Below are 21,821 nucleotides of genomic sequence, written 5' to 3' on the forward strand. Positions count from 1 at the left end.
CATTCTTATTTATTTGTTCTTAATTAACTATTAGAATAAGTCTTCGTAGCCTAGTTCGATTAAGTGATCTCTTGAATCAGCTAGACAATCGAATGGATCGCGTCCGTAAAGCATATCTTGCTCAACTAACATGTAACGCACACCTGATTCTAAAGCTTGTTCAATGATTGGTTTATAATCCATTGATCCTTGTCCTAATTCAGCAAACTCGATAATATTCGTGAATGCGTTATAGAAAGTCATTACATCTCCTTCATCTAATGAAGCGAACGCTTCCTCAGGAATATCTCCTACACGGTAGTCTTTCAAGTGAATTAAATCAACTTTACCTGCAAAACGTTTTAACGTTTCTATTGGACTCGCTCCCGCACGTTGTACCCAGTGTAAATCTAGTTCAAAGCCTAAGTCTGGACATTCTTCAGCTATAATATCTAATAAGAATTTACCGTCGTATTTTTTAAACTCAACATGGTGGTTATGGTAGTATAATTTGATTCCATGCTCTTTTAACTTGATTGCGTACTCGTTTGCTTCACGACAGAAATCTAGAACAGTTTCTAGACTCTTCATTGATTCAAATGGCAACATACCAATACGAACTAAGTCTACATCTAATGTTTTACAGTTATCGACGATTTTATCGAAGTTTGTTTCTAAGTCATCGTTACCTGGAGCAGGTTTAACATTTGCAGACAATGAAGCAACCTCTAAGTTGAATTTATCTCTAGCACGTTTAATTTCTGTAACGTTTTCATCTGTCATTGGAATTTGAGAAATTTCAACTGAGTTGTAACCTAATTCTGATACTTTCTTTAAAGTTTCATAAGGTCCTAGCTCTTCAAATTTCTCTTTTAACATCATGGCTTGTACACCAATTTTTGCTGTAGTCATTTTTTTAGCTCCTTTGCTTTTACTTCTCTATCTTCTTGCGAAGATTTTTGCATTAAACTTACCATCAACATTGTTTCTAATGCGCCGTCAATACTAATAAAATCATTCGTATCTTCTATAATCGCTTTATAGAAATGTTTGACACATAACTTATGACCCTGTCCGTAGTAAGATTTATAACCCTCTAACTTTTCATCTTCTGCTAATAATGTCAATACATCGTCTCGGTCGTATGTATATAGACGCGTCCCTTTAATGATATACTTGTTATGTTTAGTAATCACTTGAACTTCTACAGGTGAATTTTCAACATGGGCATTTGTTGCCATGAATAATCCACTCGCATTATTTTCAAACTTGAATGTTGCAGATGCAGTATCTTCTACTTCAACATCATAATCGAGCAATTGAGATAAGAATGCTCGTCCTGACTCAATATTACCTGCGTAATATTGCATTAAGTCGAGTGTATGAATGGCTTGATTAATAATCACACCACCTCCGGCACGATCTTGTTGACCGCGCCAAGGCTGTGCTTGATAGTAGCTCTCAGGTCTAAACCAAGTTACTACACCTTTTACTGATACAACTTCTTCATCTTGAATTAATTCATATAACTTTTGACTAGTATTGTTATACCGATTCTGAAAACTTACACCTACTTTAGCTGGACTCTGCTTAATTGATTCTGAAAGCTGAAATGCTTCTTTATATGAAGTCCCAATTGGCTTCTCTAAAAACACATGGACGCCATGTTTCACAATTACTTCTGTCGCAGGTTTGTGTAAATCATGCGGCAAACAAACGTGAACTACATCAAGTTGTTCTTGCTCTAGCATCTCATCTAAGTCAGAATAAAAGGCAAAGTCGGCATAATCCTGTTGTGTTGCTGGATTAATATCACATACAGCAACCAATTCTCCTAAGTCACTTTGCTGAATTGCTATTTGATGTATATAAGAAATTGTTCCTAACCCTACTATGCCAACTCTTAAAATTGGACTCACCCCTTATGCTTCGCGTTGTTCGAATTTCCCTTCGTTTGCGATGCGTTTGTTTAATTCTTCTAAGTATAATGCATCATCAAAGTCATCTAATGTTACTTCTTTACCTAACCAGTCTGATAAATGAATTGCATTCGCTAGACGAACGCCGTTAATTCCTTCAGATCCTGGTGCTAATAATGGCTCGTTTTCTAAGATGTTTGCTGCGAAGTTTCTTAATACGCCAGCATGTTGCTCTCCCCATGGTGATTCTTCAGTAAATGTTTCTGTTTCCCAAAGTTCAGATACATCTAATTTACCCATGAATAAATCTTTAACACCTTCAAAGTCCATTTCTTTGTTTAATTCATTTTCTGATTTCTTCATACGTGTAATGTATGCCGTTTTACTATCTTCTACAACAATTTTACCTTTGTCTCCAAGAATTTCTAAACGGTCTGTTCCGATAATATCATGCGTACATGTAACGAATACACCTGATGCACCATTACCGTAATCAATCATTGCTGTTACTTCATCTTCTACAGGGATATCACGTTGGTATCCGTATTTTACGTTACTAAATACAGATTTAGGAACTCCAGCAATCCATTGTAATAAGTCTAGTTGGTGAGGTGCTTGGTTTACTAAGACTCCCCCACCTTCAGCTCCCCACGTTGCACGCCATGCACTCATATCATAATACGCTTGTGGTCTCCACCATGTTGTAATAATCCAATTCGTCCGACGAATATTTCCGATTTCGCCGTTCTCTACAATTGCTTTAATCTTTTGGTAAAGCGGATTATTACGTTGATTGAACATAATTGCATAAGTTAATTCGTCTTTTTTAGATTCTGCAACTTCATTTAACTTTTTAACTTGTTCTGTATAAACACCTGCTGGTTTTTCATTTAGAACGTGTAAACCATTCTCTAATGCATAAATAGCCATCTCAGGGTGTAGGTAATGTGGCACCGCTGTCAATACTGCGTCAACATCTCCACTATTAACCATTTCTTTATAGTCACGATAGATTTTAGCGTCAGGGAAGTCAGCCTTAATCTTCTCGTCTTTAGCCTCATCGATATCCGTAACCGCTACCACTGTCATGTTTTCAACTTTACCTTCAGCAACTAAACTTCCGTAGAATCCACCTTGTTGTCCGTATCCAATAATACCTAACTTAACTTGTTCCATTTCCACGTCTCCTTCTAATAATCTTTTTTTCTAACCATTTGTTTAAGATAGCTCACTTCAAACTTTCTTTTTTAGAAAGTAAACAATGCAATCCGAAACCTTTAAAGTGATTATAATGGAAAATCAGAGCGCTTTCAACTAATAATTGAAAAAAAAAGCCCATTTTCTTTAGTTTTTAAGAATCACTGTTTCTTATAAGGAAACTTTTTTATATATTTAATCTAGTTTGTCCTTTTTTTCACAATTGTTTTCGGTTAAAATTAAGCCTTTTCAAAGACATGTGTGAATATATTATATTCCTAAATTAACTCTTTTCCGCCTAAGTCATCGGATGATTTATTTTTAGTTTTTTTTGTGTTTCTTTGATTTTTCTAACAAAAAAACTGCAATTAATAGAATAATTGCAGTTTAAAGTACTATTTAATTCTGATTATTTCTTTTTCAATTTCTCAATCTCACCTTTTACAGTCTCAAAAGGATTATCTCCACATGGATACTCGATTGCTCGTTTTACATCTTCTGAAAACACAGCTAGTAGGTCGAACATATTGATATCCCCTTCATCAATCAAAGTCATCTCTTTAGTATCGGTTTTAATATTTTTCATATGGATGAACGTGACATCATCTTTTAATGCTTTCGCACTTTCTAATGGGGACTGGCCTGTTGCTAAGAAGTTTCCTGTATCAAAAGTCATTCCAGCATTAATACCTGCGTCTTTAAGTTTACCAAGAATCCCTTTTATCTTCTCTGGTGTTGAGTAGTCTTCTTGATCGTTCTCTAATGTAAGGTGTAGGATACCGTATTCTGTCATTAGAGATTTAAGTATTTCAATATCCACATCATTTAAATCTTCATCATAACCGGCAACGATTTTGAATTGTTTAGCACCTAGTGTGCTATATTCTTCAAAGTACTGACGCAAAGTTTCTTTGCTCATTAACACGCCTGGGAATAAAACATCAGGTACAGCAAAGAATAAAGTCATATCCAATTCTTCAGCTTTTTCTTTTAATTCAGTTAATTCTTCTGTATCACGTAAATACTCGCGACGAATCTCAACTGTTTGAATACCTAAATTTTTTATTTTTTCTAACCATTCAATCTGGAATTGTCCTTGTTTCATGAGCTCTTCGAATACATAAGTATTCATAATTAAATTTTTATCTTCCATATGATGTATCTCTCCTTCATTGAGTCAAATATTAATTGATGACAAGCAAGTGCCACGATTTGTAGAAATCTTGAAACTATTATAGCATTAATAATGAATTCGCGAACATTTTAGCTCTCTTTACATAATTAATATATATAATTTACATAATCTTTACAATTATAAAGTATAATGAATCTAGATTAATAGAATGGGAGAGATTCATACAATGTTTAAGAAAATCAAAACACTTTTATTAAGTAGTTTAGTATTAGGGGGCTTAGTGGGTGCTGTTCAACCTAATCAAGCTGTTGTTGCTCAAGAAGAAGAGGCTCTAGAAGTTCAATTCGTTCCGACAAATAACGATGGCTCAATGGAAGCTCGTGCACAACCTCTTGCTGATTTATTATCAGAGCAATTAGGTCGTGAAGTAAATGTTACTTTAGCAACTGACTATACTACGATTGTACAAGCGATGGCATCGGGGCAAGTAGACTTAGGCATTATGCCACCTGCTGCTTATGTTCAAGCACGTAGCCTAGGTTCAGCTGAAGCAATATTAACATCTGTATTAGGGGCCTTCGATAATGAAACAGGTTTACCAGTTGAAGGTGAGACGTCAGGTTCATTCCAAGGTGAGATTCTAGTTCGTGCTGATAGCGATATGGAAGAATTAACTGACTTAGTTGGTAAAAACATCGCAACATTAAGCCCTAACTCAGCATCCGGCTATATCTATCCAGTAGCAGAAATGATTGAAGCTGGTATTGATGTAACAAGTGACGTGACACTAACAACAGTTAATGACATCCCAAGTGAAATTACAGCTGTATTAAATGGCCAACAAGATGCCGCATTCGTATTCGAAGGTGCGCGTGTTGTATTCGGTGGTGCTTTCCCAGATAACGACTTAATGGAAGAATTAAAAGTTCTTTACTTAACTGACGGTGAGATTCCTAACGATGCAATCGCTGTTCAACCCGATATGGATGAAGAACTACGCGAAGCAATCAAAGAAGCTTTCTTAACAATGGCAGATTCAGAAGAAGGTCTTGAAATTATGTCACTATGGGGCCACCAAGGCTATACTGAAGTGGATGAGTCAGTCTATGATCAAATCGCAGAATACACTGAAATTGCTGCTCAATAATTTTTCTAAACCTTACATTTAAGATAGCTACCTTTCACACGTTGCGTTATTGTTGAAAGGTAGCTGTTTTTAATTTTTATAATAACGGAGGTATTCGATGATAGAATTTAAAAATGTGTCAAAAGTATTCGACAATGGTGTTGTTGGATTAAACACTATTAATCTAACAATTGATAGTGGAGAATTTGTTTGTATTATTGGTTTAAGTGGCGCAGGGAAAAGCACTTTACTGCGGAGTTTAAATCGGTTAAACAACATTACTCAAGGTGATATCTCTATTAATGGAGAATCCATCACACAAGCCAATGCAAAAGATTTACGTAAGATGCGCAGGAATATCGGTATGATTTTCCAACAATTTAACTTAGTACGTAAAAATACCGTTCAAAAGAATGTTATTTCAGGTAGATTGGGCTACTACAATAACTGGCAAACTCTACTTGGTCTCTTCTCTAAAGAAGATTATGATCGAACTGAGAAAGCTTTAGAAAAAGTCGGGTTAGCTGATAAACTAAAAGTTCGTAGCGATTCCTTAAGTGGAGGGCAACAACAACGTGTATCCATCGCTAGAACAATTGTCCAAGAAGCTGAACTAATTCTAGCAGATGAACCTGTATCTGCCTTAGATCCTGTTACGTCTGAAACAGTCATGAATGACTTCAAGCGCTTAAACGAAGAATCAAATCGCACAATCATTATTAATATCCACTCAGTGCCCTTAGCTCGTAAATATGCTTCACGTATTATTGGGATGCGAGACGGCGAGATTGTCTTTGATGGACCCGCTTCAGAAGCTACCGATGCTAAACTTAGTGAAATCTATGGTAAAGCTATCTTTGAAACTGAAAAAGAAGCTCGTCAAGAAGCAATAGAGGCACGTATTGAAAGCGACGTTCAACAAGAAATTCAAGAAGAAACAAACATATAGAATGGAGGTCGAACATGAAATTAAAACAAACCATTCATGATAATTTGTTCAAACACATGGGCTTAACATTCTTGATTATTATTCTCTTTTTAGGTGCTGGAACAGTCATTGATGCTGATTGGACTGAAGTGATGGAGAATCACCGACAAGCAACGATTTTTCTTCAGGGGTTCTTACAACCTGAGTGGAGTTACATTAATCAGTTGGTTGAACCGATGATTGAGACTATATTAATGTCAGTTTCAGGGACATTCTTAGGCGTTGTCTTTGCGATTCCTGCAGCCTTTTTAGGCACTTATATTGTCACACGAAACTATATTATTACTTATATCTTCCGTTCATTCTTTAGTCTCATCCGAACGGTACCCAACTTACTTTTAGCCGCTTTATTTGTTGCGATTATTGGTATAGGTGAATTAACTGGGGTCTTAACGATTGCGGTGTTTACATTTGGGATGGTGTCCCAATTGATTTTTGCAAATATTGAAACCATTGATGATGGACCGATTGAAGCAGATGAATCTATTGGTGCAACGCGTTTCCAAATCGCCGTGAACTCTATTTGGCCCCAAGTATCACAAAGTGTCTATGCATACGCCTTGTATGCCTTTGAAGTGAATATACGCGCTTCTGTTGTCTTGGGTTACGTTGGTGCTGGAGGTATTGGTGTGATGTTAAATACTGCTTTAAGCTTTATGCAGTTTGGTCGAGTGAGTTTAATCATCATTATTATTCTAGTTTTAGTGTCAGCAACAAATTGGATTAGTGAATATATTCGACGGGAGGTTATCTAATGACTAAAAAGAAACTGATTAATTATAGTCTACTGATTATCCTTGTTCTCCTGGTCGTTTACTCATTCATACGTTTAGACTACTCAAATATTGTTAACTTACAGTTTAATCATGTTTGGAATATCTTTATTAGTTTACTGCAACCAGATATAAGCTATGTATATGATGGCTCAAGCGAAGATTTAATCCATCTAATGTTTGAAACCGTTGTGATTGCTTTTTATGGAACCATTTTAGGATCGGTTCTATCTCTACCATTTATCTTACTGAGTGCCAAGTCTATTTGGGGGCGATTCCAAATAATTCCAACGTTGAGTCGAGGATTATTGAATTTACTCCGCTCAATTCCAGCTTTAATCTATGCTATCCTATTCGTAAGAGTAGTTGGACCAGGTCCATTTGCTGGAGCGTTGGCTTTAGGTGTTCAATTAATTGGTATGCTTGGTAAATTAGTGAGTGAAGAATTAGACCGAGTAGACGAAACTCCTGTTGAAGCGGTTGTAGCTGCTGGTTCGACGAATATGCAGTCCTTTCAATATGCAAGACTGCCACAAGTCGTACCAATCGCAGCTTCTCATATTCTCAACCACTTTGAAATCAATGTTCGAAGCGCTACGACACTTGGATTAGTTGGTGCCGGAGGTATCGGAGCCCCAATTATATTCGCCCTACAACAACGTAATTGGGCACGTGTTAGTATTATATTAATTGGAATTATAATGGTTGTCGTATTGATTGATTTATTCAGTACAGCTATTCGAAAGAAATTACGTTAGAAAGTGGTGGAGTAATGAAGAATGTATCAATACTCGCAACAACGGATGTACATGGATATGTTGATGAAGGCTTAGCGAATCTTAAACAAGTTAGGGAAGATTTGAAAGCAAGCTTACTCATCGATAATGGAGACTTTCTTATTGGTAGTTCTTTAGCTACTTATGGCTACAGGCAAAGTGAATATACTCCTTTAGTAGAACTAGCTAATGAGATAGGTTATGACATTATGATTCCAGGTAATCATGATTTAGATTTTGGTTTAGAATGGCTGCTTAAACAAGTGAGTAAACTTGATGCTGAATATGTATGTGCTAATTTATATGATAATCAAGGTCAGTTAATATTTAAACCCTATACAACCAAGACGATTAACGGTGTAAAGATTGCTGTCATAGGACTTCTTACTGGTGCATGCAGTCAATTAGCTACACATTCGTCAGTATTAGATGTGGTGGTTAAACCACCGATCAATGAATTGAATAGTTTAATCACCCAAGTTAAACAAGAGTCTGATCTTATTATTGTTGCTTATCATGGCGGATTAACGAATCATCCGTCGACCGGAGACCTTTGGACTTATCCTTCTCGAGAAGATGAAGCGTATCAGCTTATGGAACAATTTCCAGATATCAATAGTTTAATTTGTGGCCATCAACATTTTGTAAATGTTGGTATCCACCCAAGTAATATTGCATTGATTCAACCTGGTACACAAGGTAAAGTGGCTGGTTATCAAGAATTTAGCTTTGCTGACGAAAAATCAGTGACAATTGTAGATAATAAAATCATTCAACTGAATGCTCAGAAGATGTCTTTTGATACCCGCTCTGATTATGAAGATTGGATAGAGACACCAGTGGATTTAGCAAAAGTGGCTGAATATATTACGGAAAATTTTCCAGCTGACTTTCATATTTTAAATTATACAGCTCAAACTTTAGATGATTTAATCGCTGATACTCAAGGTCCTTTCCCATTAAGTCGTTATTATTTATCAGGAGAAGAATTAGCTGATCACTTGGATTTAGAAGGTATCATTGATACTTCTAAAAATTATAACGTCATAGCCTCTCCAGGAATATTACCTGATTATCGTATTCGAGAGCAGTATTTAATTCCATTGTTTGATGAAATTGTTAAATATCAAGCGTATTAATAAGAAGCCAGTACTGATATGCTCACATCAGTACTGGCTTCTTTTATTATCTTTATTAAATGATTATATACAATACAAAATGGAATCCTTTATCCTCGTAATATAATTGTAGATTAAAATGATTGTTGAATACTTCCCTCTTTTATTTCAAAGACATAATCACATAAGTAATCAATATCTTCTGAATTATGTGATGTTATTAAAATTATTCTACCTTCTTGCTTTAAACTCATAATAAGTTCCCTAATTAAAATAACACCGCTTTTATCAAGGCTATTCATGGGCTCATCTAAAATCAGTAATTCTGGATTTTCCATAATTGCTTGTGCCACACCTAGCCTCTGCTTCATTCCTAAAGAAAAGTTTCTAACTTTCTCTTTATTATTTGGATCTAAGCCAACAGATTCTATCGCATTAAGAATACCTTGTTTTTCAATCTTCCCATTTATATCTGAGAGTAATTTTAAGTTCTGATATTGATTATAATCTAGAATAAAAGAAGGTATCTCGATTAAAAAACCAGTGTTTAAAGAGAATTCAATGTCTTTTCCAATTCTATCGGAATCCATCCATATTTCACCGGTATTTAATGGTATAAGACCTAGAATCGATTTCATTAAAATTGTTTTTCCGCTACCATTATCCCCAACTAACCCATATATATGTCCGGAGGAAAGTTCTAAATTAACATCTGAAAATAACTCTTTATCTTTAAATTTCTGACTCACATTCTTAACTATTAGTTGTTCCATAAAATTAGTTTTCTCCTTAATTTGTCGTTATAAGCAATATAATAAATTGCAGTAATCATTATTATTATTCCTACAACTAAAATTGTTATGGCAAAGCTCAGTGTAGGGTATCCGTCAAGTTGAGATGTCGAAATATTTGACAAAGAAATCCAAGAAAAGACAGAAATATAAAAGCCATAAAATTTATTAAAGTGTCTGATTGCCAGATATAAGAATATGAATACAGAGTATAATACCAGTCCAAGTCCTGGTCTAATTATATTGAATAGCATCAACATTAATCCTGAAAAGAAGAATATTAAAATCATCATTATTACAGTCATTATAAAAAGTTGCAGGGGTGTGTAATTAACCATTAATGTCGAAGGAATATTTATAGCAATTTCGTATTGATTAATAATATCTGGATAATAATTAAGTGATCCTATCAACTTTCCCCAGTCATTAGAATGAAAAGTAATATATGAAAGCGAAATAATAATATAACTAAGCATAATATTTATTATATATATAAAAATACTAAAGATTATATACAATATTTGTGATGTAATCCATTTACTCGTAGAAGTTCTGTGAATCAGATAGGACTGCATCTCATTATTCATAGGAATATTCGATAGTATAAGCAAAAAAGATAGTGTTATGACAATTATAAAAATTGGATCTGTGTGTAAAAAAGGATAAAGAGATATGTGTAAATCTAAATTAAATTCATCAGCAAAAGCAAGAATTGGATTTAAAATTGAATACATATATAACCATTGCAGTATTAAAGCAAATAGAACTCTTTTTTGAGTATAATTTGTAACGAGATGAATCCAGATCATTTGAAAGATTTGCCTCATCGATATCCTCCTTCAAACTTCTTTTTATATAAAAATATAATGAGTAGAAAAATAATAACTACTACTGTTATTAGATATAAAATAGGATAGATTGTTGATATCCCAATATTATTTTCAATATCCCCTTCTCCAAAGTACAAACCTAGAGAATTATACATTGAAAAAACTTTGCGAGGATCTAATAGAAATGGCAATATTTTTACTTTATCTAAAAAGATAATCACAACATTTGATGTTAAGGGGACAGTAAATAGAACAAGTTTGTTCTGGCTAAAAAAACTAACAACTAAACTGATTAAAGACATGCAGGTCATCTCAGCTGATTGTTTAAATATTAACCATCCATAAAACCATATAGCCGAGTGTTCTCTTATTAAGAAACCATTGGATAGTCCATATAGAATGTTAGAATTACTTTCAATAGGATTTGTAATCAAAGGAAAGTTCAAAGATAAAAGATATATTACTATCGCATTGCTTAGTCCAACAATTAAGAATGAACAAGAAATACATATAAATATTTTACTCAAAAAGTACTTACTTTTCCCCATCCTGGGTAAGGTATATTGTAAAACGCCTTGTCTTATGTCTCGTGCAATAAAGTCAGCGACAAATAGATTTACAATCGTCGATAATGCCAATGATATCGACGTATGATTAGTACTAACGGTCCATATATAGGCTATATTTACTTCATGTGTACGCTCAAAAAGTAACTCTTGATAGAACGGTATAATCAAAAATAAAATATAACCTAATATTATCAACAAAAAATATGAAGTTAGAATATTGTTCCTTAGTTCAGAAGTAATATACTTAATCAATGTAATGTTAACTCCTTTTTAGTTTCAGCATCAATAAATATATATGTAGGATAAGTCACTCCATCTACTTCCTGTTCAATAACTCCTAACCACACAGGGATATATATGTCTGATTCTTCACTCGTTTTAGAGCCTAACAAATGCAGATACACTAGTTCCAAGGATGATAATTTAGTATCGTTAAGAATAATTATATTCTCATATTTATTTTCAATTAATGAAATTATTTCTTCAGCATTCAAATTAATTTGATTTAATCTTTCACCAACTTTGTTATAACCCCTAAGATCTGAATTTTCTAGACCATTTTCAGAAAAAGTTAATTGAAACACAGTATCTTCAGCAACAATACCTGCTTCATAATCTCCCATTGCAAAATCATTAATAGGGATATCTTCTATAAAAAATTTAACTGAAGCCATGTATAAATCAGTCGCAGTCTGACTAATCTCCTCATCGCCACCTTCAACGTTAAAGTATTCTTTTAATAATACACTCATCTCATTCGCTGTAATACTTTGTAACTCAATTGAATAGTCTAATTCAATACCTAAACTATGTATTAAAGTATCAATTTCTTGCGTAATTTCCTCTCTAGTCGCAAAAGATAAATCATCCTCCGTCGACACTTCAAGTCCATTCTCTTTAACTACATTCTGAACATCATAATACACAAAACCTTCACTTCTGGTATATCCATAAGCAATGCTGTTCTCCACTTGAGCAACGCTCAATATATAAGACTCATTCTCGAAAGAATACCGTTCCATTGTTAGTTCTGGTATTGAACTATGTTCAAAATCTGCAACTTCCAGATTATGATATTCCGCCACTCCTTCTAAAAAGTCATTCACATCTTGTTGTATTATTTCATATTTAAAACTTTCTTCAGGATATTCATCATGTATAAGTTCATCACTAACTGAATACTCACCTTGTGCAGTGACAGTGCTTAAGTTAATATTCACCATAATCATCAATCCTAACAAACTAGTAAATAACTTCAACAATTTATTCATAAACTTTCTCCTTATCTTATGATATGAAAAAAACTACATAGCAGTCTAATCTCTCAGAAAAAATCGCTATGTAGCAAATAAGATTTCATAATACTTTATTAAGGTGCCCAAAATCCTTTAACTGTTGCACTACTTCTAGGTTGACCAGCATCCATTGAAGCTGCTAAATAGTAGTCAGTTCCAGCCGTTCCTAATCCACTATAATATGGAAGATATTGACGATAGTGCCCAGAATAGTCCCTATAATCAGTCGCTATCCCTCCGCCTGTTGCGAATCTCACTCTAAAAGTTACGTATATTCCACCATAAATACCAGAGTTTGGTGTAACTGCTGCTGAAGCATAATCGTATTTTTTTCTATATCCACCACTATCTCTATAACCTCCCGCAGTAACATTAACCGTAAATGGCGTTCTATCTTGAGCTAATACTTCTTCTCCAGGCATAAATATGCCTGTTAAAGATAATATAAATAGAAAAATTAATTTTGATTTGTTTTTCATAATAAAATCTTCCTTCTCGTCTTATATTTTTTATATTATGTGGCTATAATATTAGTTAATAAAAAACAACATACTTACACATCGTTTTAGTGTAGTGCTATTAATCATAATATGATTTATCTTGTAAATTAAAATATGTAATTTTATTTATCGATTTTGATTTGTATATTGTTGCTTTTACTTTCCAATCATTATACTTTAAATCATTGTCTGGCTTTTTTTCTATGAGAGTAAATATCCAATTCTGTTTAATAGTATCTTTATTTTCTTCTTCTTTTACTAACTCTAGATTTTCAACCAAATAATCTTTTTCGCTTTCTAAAGATAAGTAATACATCTCAGTTAGGTCTCCATTTATTAACATTTTTTCTAAATAGTTACTTTCGACTAATTCAATGTACTTTTCATTCATTAATTTAATTAGTTGTTCACTATCATAAGAATATGAAGTTGGTGAGTTCTCACCTTCAGAATCTTGTTGGCTTTCATTCATAGCAATCGCTTCTAATTCTAGAATTTGAGCAAATTCTTTAGCTTCTTTATATGTAATGTTATACGTTGCTTCAATAAAATCTTTTTCAATTGTTTTTACTGTACTATTTGTTAGAGGTATTGCCATTGCTATCAAAAGAATGACTACACTAACTATTTTTTTACTTTTCACTACTAACACCTCATTTACTGATACCGTCTTTGGATACCTGGTATTTCATAGGCACTTGTATATCCTGGTGAATCTGTATAATAGATTGTCATTAATGAAAGAGTACCTTGGGCAGGTGTAGAACCCCATCTCCCTACTGGAAGACCAAGATCAAATTCAGTTATATAAGCTTGTCCACATTTTGTACATTGCCATGCAGATCCATGAAATAAAAATGTTCCTGCACTATTGTATACCTTAGCAGCTCCTCTTTTTATTGCATCACAAATTCCATTACCATACGGACAAGCTCCAATCGCAAATGGTGTAATATCAGAACCATCGTCATATAATATCGTAAAGTTATCTCCAAAGTAATCTTGTGTTGTACTTCTCGCTTCTATAAATTCACTTGTAGACTCTAAATGCTCAAAATCATGAGCAATATCATGTGCATGTACTTTCTGCGATGTAATCAATGTACCTAATAAAAAGATCAAGAGCGAAAGAAAAAAAGTTCCTTTTATAAAATTTTGCTTATTATACATATATTTTGTCCTCTCGTTTTTTTACTTTATTTTAGCTAAAATTAGTTATAGAAATCTAAACAGTTATTTATTTAGGGGATATTTAATTATATTTTCTCAACAATTCAAAAAATAAACTATTATCATAGCACAAAATCCAACGTAATATAAACGTTACTTCTAAACAGTCAATTCGCTCTTACGCTTTTGAAAGAAGTTTCAATAAACTTAAATTCCATCAAAGAGGTTATTAAATTTTTATTTGATATAACTGTTTGACTCCCATGATTCCTAATTAAATACGTTTGAGATAATTCACTTATGGAAGAATAATTCTGATCACTAAATTTAATTTTATATATTAACTTAACTTTAAAATCTAGCAGTCCGCTTTTCCTTAAATAAATTCAGAATTTGATTTCTAATTCCCATAACTAGTAATATTACATTGGCATTCAGTGCTAATGTTATATATTGCATGATATGTTTCTTACCTATAAAAAAAGCAATTACATAAATAATTAACATAACTAATAGAATGATTTTAATTTGATTAGTATTCTCGATAAAAACGAGATTCTTAACAAATATTTTTATCCATTGATGTACAATTCCAAACACTACTAAGAAAGATATAATAAAAATCCAATGAAGGGTTGAGTAATCCAATTCGAAAAACTTTAGACAAATCGACATTAATGTAAACATCACTCCTGAATAAAACAAACAATAACTTGGTCTGCTTGCATGATATCCACCACCATAAATTCTTAGAGGAATGAAAAAGGTAATAACAAACATTAATTCTATTAATACGCCAAACACAATAGCAATTAACCCAGCTATTATGAAGCATATAATTTGATGTATTACTACATTCATTCCAAAATCAATACATTCTTTTTCAATATCTGATAACCTATAAGCATTCTCAATCATTAATATTGTCTTGTTGATAATTTTTCTTTTTAACATAGTCTCTTATATCCTGACTCGCTTTGAATTGATAAATAAACATCAAACTTCTTTGACTCACTACATTCCAACTCACTAATCCTATTAGTGAGTTATACAATAACTTACCGAATTTTTTTTGAAATTAACCAACTATCATTCCTCCCTCTATTTCACTATATAATACTTTTATCAATAATCAGTAAAGTTGTAATGAAAACCCTATAAATTGTAATAGAAAAGTTTTATTGTGTCTTATCATATTTAATATCATTTTTTGAATTTTAAATGTTATACTTAATTTTATTCTAATGAGAGTTGAATTCATAAACTAATTAGGTGGTGCTACTTGGATTTTTTTAATATTTTTTATGCAATTGTTAATCCCTTTTATCTTTACATATTATGGTTATACTTTACTGTATGGTTCGGTAAAAGTAGTGCGACAATAAGCAATAAGTTATTAATTTGGTTGATTTCATATTTAGCTATTACTTTTTCTTTCTTATTTATTCAAATACCGTATATCACTCTTATAACTAATCTAGCTAGTTTTAGCTTAATTTTGAGTTTGTTTAAGGGTGTTTTATCAAAAAAAATATTATCTGTTTTTATTTTGGTGTCTTGTTTATTAAGCATCGAAATATTAGTTGTTTCACTTTTTAATAATCCAACACCTACTTTAATAAAACAGTATAATTTTCAAAATATCACATCTCTAGTCTTAAGCTACTTAATAGAATACGTATTAGTAAAATACTTAATTCGAAGAAAATATAATTTTATTTCAATTTATAATAATCGTTTACTTTCTTTTAGCCAATTAGTCATTCCATTATTAACAACTATTGTTTTCCTTATCTTTATTAAAGATTCCTCTATTTCCGAATTTCAATTCATTACCTTAGCTCTATTTTTTATATTAATTAATGTCATTTTATTTGAATTATATGATGCTCTTTCAAGAAGTTTTAATTTATTAAGCGAACAACAAAATTTCAAACAAGAACAATTAGATTACGCTAATCAATTAAAGATGATAAAGTCTCATGATGAAGAATGGCGTGAATTTCGTCATGATTTGGCTAACCGATTAACGCCTCTGTATGGGTTTGTTGATCAATACCCTAACAGAGAATTACAAGATATTATTTTCGATATCGTTCCAGAACCACTTAAAGAACCAATAAGCAAGACAGGGCATATTGCCATAGACAGTATTATTAACACTAAACTTCAACCTGCATCTACTGAAAGTATCAATTTAACAACTGAAATATGGATACCGAAGAAAATTAAAATTGATAGCATTGATTTAGCTGTGCTATTAGGTAATTTACTTGATAATGCAATAGAAGGCTGCTTGACTATCCAAGAAAATCGATTCATTGATATCAAACTACTATTTGAATCAAATCAGCTTAAATTAAGGATCTCCAATTCTTTTGATGGTGAGGTCGATAAGCAGGGCGAGCGAATTTTGTCACGGAAAAGAAATAATAATATACATGGATTTGGCTTATCGAGTGTTCAAAAAATTGTTAATAAATATGATGGAATGCATGATATTCACTACACACATGATTCGTTTTCAATTAAAATACTTTTATTCGAACCTGTTGTTGAATAGATTTGAAAATTAGGAGGGTGTTTATGGTCGAAATATTAATTTGTGATGATCAGGAATTTATTACAGAGTGCTTAAGTAAATATATACTGGATCAAATTATTATTAAAGACTTAAATATTACAGTTAAAAGTTTTTTGACAGGCGAAAGCCTAATCGAATACTTGCAATATGCTCAACCAAAAAAACGGATTATCTTATTAGATATTGAAATGATTCCTATGGACGGCTTATCAGTAGCAAAGTATATTCGTAATGCTTTAAATGATTATACAACTGAAATTATTTTTGTAACAGGTACAAATGGTTATGAACGTGATTTGTTTGAAGTTCGTCCTTCTGGGTTTATTTCTAAGCCGATTAATTTTGATGCTCTTTACAACACGCTCACAAGAGTTTATAACCTTCTGAACTCTGAACATGTATATTTCCAGTACTCTCAACATGGAATAAAGAAATCAATTCGCTTAGATGACATCCTCTATTTTGAGAGCATGAATCGGAAAATTAAGTTAGTAAGTACAAACCACACTGATTCATTTTACGAAAAAATGACTACACTAAACAACAGACTTGTTGATTATCCTCACTTTGTCTCTTGCCATCGATCTTTTACTATCAATGTTAATAAGATTATAAGAAGAGAAGGATCCCGTCTTATAATGACCGATAATAAGTCTATTCCCATTAGCAATAATAAAAAAGACTTGGTTGAAAAAGCTTTGTTGCAATTTATATAGCACCAAGACAAAAAGAAGGAAAACTGATGACTCGTTTTCCTTCTTTTCTTTATTTAAAGCCAATTACTAACTCTTTACCACTCTTTTTTGCTAATTCATCGAGAGTTTGAATCGTGACATTTAAGTTTCCATTTTCAATTCATGCAATAACCGATTGGATCTTCCCCGTCTTTTCAGCAAATTCTTTTTGTGTCATATGCTGTGACTCTCTTAGTTGCATAACTTTAACGGCGATATCTAATCTGATACTTTCTTTTCTATACTCTTCTTTTAAAATGCGGATTCTGAGCAATATCCTTATTTATCAAGTCTCTTATTTTACTCATTATAATCCCCTCAAACCAGCTTAGTCATTCGTCTACTAAAAACAACTCATCCTAATCCGACTCTAATTTTTTCCCAATGAATACATTCCAAAGTAGTTTTAAATTTTCGCTAGTTTTAGTATGGCAGATGATGCAGTATTATTTTTCCTGTTTATCCATTCTTCATACTTTAGACCAATGTCGTACACGTTTGAATTGACTAAAATGGTATTATAAGGAGTGATTCAGATGGAAAAGATTAATAAATTTATTGCAAAAACGCCTCGAAAATTCTGGCTTTACAATAGTATTGTCGCTCTTATCTTTTTTCTTATTGCGCCACACAATTTTTTTCAAGCAATTTTATTCCCGTTTGTTGTCATCACAGTTCGCTACATCACTTTGAATTATTTAACAAATGTCACCGTTAAATACTTGGGCTTTTATCCCTTCAAGAAAGATATAAAATGGTTCTTAATTACTTTGGCAATTAGTTTTGTGCTTTATCAAACGTCATTTACCATTATGATTTTAGGTGGATTACTCATTCTATGGCAGGAAGGTTATTTTGATCACTTCAAGATTAAGAAATAACTTAAAAAGGGGCCAGTACTGATGAACTAGCCCCTTTTTTAACTCTTATTGTATAATGATGAAAACTAGGCCGATACTAATTTTCATCATTATCAAACTTAATTAAAACAACTCATCCAACAAGATATAATACTTAATCTTATCCCAATCAGGCTCTATCCCTATTTTTTGGAAGAACAACTTCCCGTAATTTTCAACTTCGTATTCAGTATAGGTTCTTAGTACACCGAATTTACCACGAAGATTATCCAATAAGCTTCGGTAACATAAAGCTATATCTTGGTAGATATCTGATATACCACTTTGCCCAAGGTCAATAAAGCCTGTTAAGTAGGAACCACTAGCAATTAGATTAGGTAAACTAAAATCTCCATGAGACAATACTAATTTCTCTTCTTCAGGACGATTATTATCCAACCAATCCCATAATGCCTCTGGGCTATTGAATCCATCTTCACCAAACGTTCCTTCCTCAGCATCATTCACATCAACCAAGTTCTTTTCTACTCGCTCTTTTGCTGCTGCTAACTTGTCTTCTAACAATTGTGAACTGGGGCAATGTGTTATATCCACTTTCCAAAGTAACTTTAAACTATCAGCTAACAACTCAATTAAATCCTCAGTTGATCGTCTGACAATGACTTCATATGACGGATCTCCTTTTAATTTTTCCATTAATAAGTAGTTTATTCCTTCTACTTGAATATTTTCTAAAATTTCAGGTACTGGTAGATGATAATTATTCCACCAATTAAGCATTAGCACTTCGTTTTTAACTTCATCAGAAGATGATTCTATCTTAAGAACGCAATCATCTAAAATCATTTTCTTTGCCTTCGATTTACCTATCAAATCAATTTGAAAATTCTGGTTATCAATATATTTTCGGATTTCTTTGGGTATTACTAGATTCATCTCATCACTCCTCAATTCTATTCAATACTCTATTATATACATGTAATAGGAAAGCGATATCATTTTGTATTACTCTTGATTTTACACCATGAAAGTCATTTTGCAAATGGATTCGAATCTTTCATTACTTTTTTATAAACAAATTCACTAGTGTTGCATTAAAATATTAACCTGTTCCATGGCATAAAAAAATCCTTTATACTAGTACTTGGATGACTTATCCAAGACCAATACAAAGGATCTATGCATGGATAAGTATAAAACAAAAATGACAATAAATAAATAGTTTTCGTATATTAAATTAGAACAATTAAGCTTAGATTCTCGTCAAGCCATCGAACAATTTGATCGTTATGCAAATAAATTGACATTTAAGAAAGTAATAAAGCTCTTTCTGTATGCCATTAACGATGAAACCGAAAGTTTACGACACCTAGACCAACAACTTGTCAATCCGAATTTGAAAAAAGTAATGGGGATAGACTCTATCAGTTACTCTCAGCTTTCTCGTGCCCTATGGGCACTTGAACCAAGTGTATTACTGGAGGTTTTTAATCATTTACTTTCTCTTGTGCATAAAAAGACGAAGGTAAAGTCGAAAGAAAAACTCTATCTGATTGATTCCACAACCTTTTCATTTAGCAAGAAATCCTATCCATGGGCGCATTTTAGACCGACAAAAGCTAGCATAAAGTTACATTTAAAAGTCTGCTTCATGAATGAACGTTGGGTGCACCCTGAACAATTTGAAGTATCTCCTGCTTCTGAACATGATCATGAGCACTTAGAGGTCTTTATCAATGAGCCATTGGCTACATACGTTTTTGATCGTGGGTATCTTGATTTCGCTCAATTCGATCAAATGCATTGGGATGGGTATTTCTTCGTTTCTCGGATTAAGAAGAATACGAAGGTACATGTGCAAGGCCATCTAGACGTTCCTAAAGGAACGGGTATTATCAGTGACCAGTTGGTTCAATTGGGCAGTCAAGTCTACTTGACGAGTCTCTTTCGACTTGTGACGATAGAAAGAAAGCAGCAAGCCAATTTAAGAATTATCACCAACCGCATGGATGTATCAGCTGAAGAGATTAGTAAAATGTATCAATCACGATGGCAAATCGAGCTCTTTTTCAAGCATATCAAGCAACACATGACGATTAAAAACTACTTTTCAAAGTCAGAAGAAGGTGTGGAAAATCAAGTCATACTGGCACTGATTGTCTACTTACTGACCTTACTCATCAAGCTTGAATTAGACTTAAAACAAACAGTTTTCCACGTTTTAAGGCATTTACGAGCGTTACAGTATGAATCGTTCGAATTATTTAAGGAAATATTCGAACCTGACTAAGTGAAAGAAGCCGCAAATCGATTTATCTACAACTAAATAAGTCAAAAAAATTCTGGAAAAAGTCATCCGCTGCGCCAGCATTTGACTTTTTTGAAATTTTTAACGAAAACTACATGTGATTTAATTAACAATAAACAAGTAACAGTGATTTTCAGTTTTATGCAACACTAGTGAAACAAATGATAAATAACTTTTTTAACTATAATTAATAACTCAATTTTAATACCAATCCCACTTATCCTTACTTTCTTTATAGGTGCCTGGCTAGATATTTAATAATTAGTGAAGTTAATAGATACTCAAAAACCCGCTAGCAGAAATTTGCTGGCGGGTTTCTTCATTACACTTAATTAAATTCAACTGCTACTCCAAAGTGATCGCTCACGACGGGTTCTTTTTTGCCATCAAAAACAACTCGGCAATTTTTAACTTCTCCCGGGTAATCCGTAAAGATATAATCGATTCTTTTTTCATCCGTATGGCCTTCCCATCCGTCAATAGCACTCAAAACGGTTGCAGATCCAATCTTTTCTTCTGCCTGAACATAGGCATCTTTTAATTGAGGAGCCGTCGTTTTTATATAGTCATAACCTTCATCTCTAAGCCTCGCCTCGTTATTAAAATCACCCATAAAAAGATGAATCTTCTGACTCTCTTTTTCAATATGAGGAAGCGTATTATCCCATTCATACTTGAATAAATGATCACCTGATGGATCTAACCACCAAGAGTAGTGGCATGAAAAGACTACCCATTCTTTACCTTCAAGGCTTACATTACCTTTTAGAACTCTTCTGGTGTAGAGATTCGCATAATCCGATATTTCAGACACTAAGAAACTTTCTGGACTGAAAGGTGTTTTGGATAAAATAGCCACACCTTCATCGTACACATCATAGCCAATATGATTGGCTGTCCAACTCCAATAGTAATGAAGTCCACGCTCTTTTAGCAACTGAACGATGAGATATGCAAAGTTATCTTCCTTTATAGCAACAGGATACATTTCTCCAGAAGCTTGGATAAATAAATCGTCCACAATTTCTTTCGCTTCCATCGTTTGATTAATTTCCTGAAGAGCGATAATTTGAAAATCTTCTTTGGCAATATAATCAACGATTTGTCTTAATTTTAATTCTGGATCCTCTTCCATCCATGAATGCGTATTCAGTGTTAAAACGTTCAAT

Annotated in this window: 21 protein-coding genes and 1 pseudogene; 9 read left to right on the forward strand and 13 right to left on the reverse strand. The window is 32.9% G+C overall.

Going from position 1 to position 21,821, the window contains the following annotated elements:
* Nucleotides 1-30: 30 nt before the first annotated feature.
* From HYQ40_09075 to HYQ40_09090, 4 genes are all read right to left on the reverse strand, one after another.
* Complete coding sequence (locus tag HYQ40_09075; GenBank protein ID MBZ6527929.1) at nucleotides 31-891, reverse strand: sugar phosphate isomerase/epimerase; 861 nt, start codon at nucleotides 889-891, stop codon at nucleotides 31-33.
* On the reverse strand, nucleotides 888-1,889 hold the full coding sequence (locus tag HYQ40_09080) for a Gfo/Idh/MocA family oxidoreductase (GenBank protein MBZ6527930.1): 1,002 nt from the start codon (nucleotides 1,887-1,889) through the stop codon (nucleotides 888-890). Before HYQ40_09080 ends, HYQ40_09075 begins: the two co-directional genes overlap by 4 nt.
* A 12-nt stretch (nucleotides 1,890-1,901) precedes the next feature.
* Nucleotides 1,902-3,074 (reverse strand): Gfo/Idh/MocA family oxidoreductase, encoded by a 1,173-nt coding sequence (locus HYQ40_09085; protein MBZ6527931.1) that lies wholly within the window; start codon nucleotides 3,072-3,074, stop codon nucleotides 1,902-1,904.
* Nucleotides 3,075-3,504: 430 nt separating this feature from the next.
* Nucleotides 3,505-4,248: a TIM barrel protein gene (locus tag HYQ40_09090; protein MBZ6527932.1), complete on the reverse strand. Its 744-nt coding sequence runs from the start codon at nucleotides 4,246-4,248 to the stop codon at nucleotides 3,505-3,507.
* A gap of 208 nt (nucleotides 4,249-4,456) precedes the next feature.
* Here HYQ40_09090 and HYQ40_09095 point away from each other — a divergent pair, with 208 nt between their 5' ends.
* The 5 genes from HYQ40_09095 to HYQ40_09115 all read left to right on the forward strand — a co-directional run bounded on the left by HYQ40_09095 (nucleotide 4,457) and on the right by HYQ40_09115 (nucleotide 9,032).
* Nucleotides 4,457-5,377, forward strand: a complete 921-nt coding sequence (locus HYQ40_09095) for a phosphate/phosphite/phosphonate ABC transporter substrate-binding protein (GenBank protein ID MBZ6527933.1) — start codon at nucleotides 4,457-4,459, stop codon at nucleotides 5,375-5,377.
* A 97-nt stretch (nucleotides 5,378-5,474) separates the two neighbouring features.
* On the forward strand, nucleotides 5,475-6,305 hold the full coding sequence (gene phnC / locus HYQ40_09100; protein ID MBZ6527934.1) for a phosphonate ABC transporter ATP-binding protein: 831 nt from the start codon (nucleotides 5,475-5,477) through the stop codon (nucleotides 6,303-6,305).
* 14 nt (nucleotides 6,306-6,319) lie between these two features.
* Nucleotides 6,320-7,099: a phosphonate ABC transporter, permease protein PhnE gene (gene phnE, locus HYQ40_09105; GenBank protein ID MBZ6527935.1), complete on the forward strand. Its 780-nt coding sequence runs from the start codon at nucleotides 6,320-6,322 to the stop codon at nucleotides 7,097-7,099.
* Nucleotides 7,099-7,875 (forward strand): phosphonate ABC transporter, permease protein PhnE, encoded by a 777-nt coding sequence (gene phnE, locus HYQ40_09110; GenBank protein ID MBZ6527936.1) that lies wholly within the window; start codon nucleotides 7,099-7,101, stop codon nucleotides 7,873-7,875. The genes phnE (HYQ40_09105) and phnE (HYQ40_09110) overlap by 1 nt, the downstream gene beginning before the upstream one ends.
* 14 nt (nucleotides 7,876-7,889) lie before the next feature.
* A complete protein-coding gene (locus HYQ40_09115; protein ID MBZ6527937.1) occupies nucleotides 7,890-9,032 on the forward strand; it encodes a bifunctional metallophosphatase/5'-nucleotidase in 1,143 nt (380 codons plus the stop codon).
* A gap of 113 nt (nucleotides 9,033-9,145) precedes the next feature.
* Here HYQ40_09115 and HYQ40_09120 read toward each other — a convergent pair whose 3' ends face one another.
* The 7 genes from HYQ40_09120 to HYQ40_09150 all read right to left on the reverse strand — a co-directional run bounded on the left by HYQ40_09120 (nucleotide 9,146) and on the right by HYQ40_09150 (nucleotide 15,120).
* Complete coding sequence (locus HYQ40_09120) at nucleotides 9,146-9,784, reverse strand: ATP-binding cassette domain-containing protein (protein ID MBZ6527938.1); 639 nt, start codon at nucleotides 9,782-9,784, stop codon at nucleotides 9,146-9,148.
* Between the two features lie 841 nt (nucleotides 9,785-10,625).
* Nucleotides 10,626-11,453: a hypothetical protein gene (locus tag HYQ40_09125; protein MBZ6527939.1), complete on the reverse strand. Its 828-nt coding sequence runs from the start codon at nucleotides 11,451-11,453 to the stop codon at nucleotides 10,626-10,628.
* Complete coding sequence (locus HYQ40_09130) at nucleotides 11,450-12,472, reverse strand: hypothetical protein (protein ID MBZ6527940.1); 1,023 nt, start codon at nucleotides 12,470-12,472, stop codon at nucleotides 11,450-11,452. Before HYQ40_09130 ends, HYQ40_09125 begins: the two co-directional genes overlap by 4 nt.
* Nucleotides 12,473-12,570: 98 nt before the next feature.
* Nucleotides 12,571-12,975, reverse strand: a complete 405-nt coding sequence (locus tag HYQ40_09135; GenBank protein MBZ6527941.1) for a hypothetical protein — start codon at nucleotides 12,973-12,975, stop codon at nucleotides 12,571-12,573.
* A gap of 100 nt (nucleotides 12,976-13,075) precedes the next feature.
* Nucleotides 13,076-13,639, reverse strand: coding sequence for a hypothetical protein (locus HYQ40_09140; protein ID MBZ6527942.1), 564 nt, complete (start codon nucleotides 13,637-13,639; stop codon nucleotides 13,076-13,078).
* Between the two features lie 14 nt (nucleotides 13,640-13,653).
* Nucleotides 13,654-14,166 carry a hypothetical protein gene (locus HYQ40_09145; protein ID MBZ6527943.1) on the reverse strand — a complete coding sequence of 171 codons (513 nt, stop codon included), beginning with the start codon at nucleotides 14,164-14,166 and terminating at the stop codon, nucleotides 13,654-13,656.
* 351 nt (nucleotides 14,167-14,517) lie between these two features.
* Nucleotides 14,518-15,120 carry an accessory gene regulator B family protein gene (locus HYQ40_09150; protein MBZ6527944.1) on the reverse strand — a complete coding sequence of 201 codons (603 nt, stop codon included), beginning with the start codon at nucleotides 15,118-15,120 and terminating at the stop codon, nucleotides 14,518-14,520.
* 328 nt (nucleotides 15,121-15,448) lie between these two features.
* On the opposite strand from HYQ40_09150, the gene HYQ40_09155 reads away from it, so the two are divergent.
* From HYQ40_09155 to HYQ40_09165, 3 genes are all read left to right on the forward strand, one after another.
* Nucleotides 15,449-16,729 carry a GHKL domain-containing protein gene (locus HYQ40_09155; protein MBZ6527945.1) on the forward strand — a complete coding sequence of 427 codons (1,281 nt, stop codon included), beginning with the start codon at nucleotides 15,449-15,451 and terminating at the stop codon, nucleotides 16,727-16,729.
* Nucleotides 16,730-16,752: 23 nt separating this feature from the next.
* Nucleotides 16,753-17,466, forward strand: coding sequence for a response regulator transcription factor (locus HYQ40_09160; protein MBZ6527946.1), 714 nt, complete (start codon nucleotides 16,753-16,755; stop codon nucleotides 17,464-17,466).
* Between the two features lie 554 nt (nucleotides 17,467-18,020).
* Nucleotides 18,021-18,365, forward strand: a complete 345-nt coding sequence (locus HYQ40_09165; protein MBZ6527947.1) for a hypothetical protein — start codon at nucleotides 18,021-18,023, stop codon at nucleotides 18,363-18,365.
* Between the two features lie 102 nt (nucleotides 18,366-18,467).
* On the opposite strand, the gene HYQ40_09170 is transcribed toward HYQ40_09165, so the two are convergent.
* Nucleotides 18,468-19,280, reverse strand: a complete 813-nt coding sequence (locus tag HYQ40_09170) for an aminoglycoside 3'-phosphotransferase (protein ID MBZ6527948.1) — start codon at nucleotides 19,278-19,280, stop codon at nucleotides 18,468-18,470.
* A 247-nt stretch (nucleotides 19,281-19,527) separates the two neighbouring features.
* On the opposite strand from HYQ40_09170, the pseudogene HYQ40_09175 reads away from it, so the two are divergent.
* Nucleotides 19,528-20,634: pseudogene (locus tag HYQ40_09175) on the forward strand (IS4 family transposase).
* Nucleotides 20,635-20,980: 346 nt separating this feature from the next.
* Here the strand turns inward: HYQ40_09175 and HYQ40_09180 are convergent.
* Nucleotides 20,981-21,820, reverse strand: a complete 840-nt coding sequence (locus HYQ40_09180; protein ID MBZ6527949.1) for an endonuclease/exonuclease/phosphatase family protein — start codon at nucleotides 21,818-21,820, stop codon at nucleotides 20,981-20,983.
* Between the last annotated feature and the right edge of the window lies 1 nt (nucleotide 21,821).

The sequence above is a fragment of the Aerococcaceae bacterium DSM 111021 genome (genome assembly GCA_020112395.1).
GTDB lineage: Bacteria > Bacillota > Bacilli > Lactobacillales > Aerococcaceae > Ruoffia.

What these genes read in the sequence shown, in the direction of transcription:
- HYQ40_09075 (MBZ6527929.1), bottom strand. Translation starts at nt 891, where the DNA reads ATGACTACAGCAAAAATTGGTGTACAAGCCATGATGTTAAAAGAGAAA.
- HYQ40_09085 (MBZ6527931.1), bottom strand. Translation starts at nt 3,074, where the DNA reads ATGGAACAAGTTAAGTTAGGTATTATTGGATACGGACAACAAGGTGGA.
- HYQ40_09090 (MBZ6527932.1), bottom strand. Translation starts at nt 4,248, where the DNA reads ATGGAAGATAAAAATTTAATTATGAATACTTATGTATTCGAAGAGCTC.
- HYQ40_09095 (MBZ6527933.1), top strand. Translation starts at nt 4,457, where the DNA reads ATGTTTAAGAAAATCAAAACACTTTTATTAAGTAGTTTAGTATTAGGG.
- phnC (MBZ6527934.1), top strand. Translation starts at nt 5,475, where the DNA reads ATGATAGAATTTAAAAATGTGTCAAAAGTATTCGACAATGGTGTTGTT.
- phnE (MBZ6527935.1), top strand. Translation starts at nt 6,320, where the DNA reads ATGAAATTAAAACAAACCATTCATGATAATTTGTTCAAACACATGGGC.
- phnE (MBZ6527936.1), top strand. Translation starts at nt 7,099, where the DNA reads ATGACTAAAAAGAAACTGATTAATTATAGTCTACTGATTATCCTTGTT.
- HYQ40_09115 (MBZ6527937.1), top strand. Translation starts at nt 7,890, where the DNA reads ATGAAGAATGTATCAATACTCGCAACAACGGATGTACATGGATATGTT.
- HYQ40_09120 (MBZ6527938.1), bottom strand. Translation starts at nt 9,784, where the DNA reads ATGGAACAACTAATAGTTAAGAATGTGAGTCAGAAATTTAAAGATAAA.
- HYQ40_09130 (MBZ6527940.1), bottom strand. Translation starts at nt 12,472, where the DNA reads ATGAATAAATTGTTGAAGTTATTTACTAGTTTGTTAGGATTGATGATT.
- HYQ40_09135 (MBZ6527941.1), bottom strand. Translation starts at nt 12,975, where the DNA reads ATGAAAAACAAATCAAAATTAATTTTTCTATTTATATTATCTTTAACA.
- HYQ40_09145 (MBZ6527943.1), bottom strand. Translation starts at nt 14,166, where the DNA reads ATGTATAATAAGCAAAATTTTATAAAAGGAACTTTTTTTCTTTCGCTC.
- HYQ40_09150 (MBZ6527944.1), bottom strand. Translation starts at nt 15,120, where the DNA reads ATGTTAAAAAGAAAAATTATCAACAAGACAATATTAATGATTGAGAAT.
- HYQ40_09160 (MBZ6527946.1), top strand. Translation starts at nt 16,753, where the DNA reads ATGGTCGAAATATTAATTTGTGATGATCAGGAATTTATTACAGAGTGC.
- HYQ40_09165 (MBZ6527947.1), top strand. Translation starts at nt 18,021, where the DNA reads ATGGAAAAGATTAATAAATTTATTGCAAAAACGCCTCGAAAATTCTGG.
- HYQ40_09170 (MBZ6527948.1), bottom strand. Translation starts at nt 19,280, where the DNA reads ATGAATCTAGTAATACCCAAAGAAATCCGAAAATATATTGATAACCAG.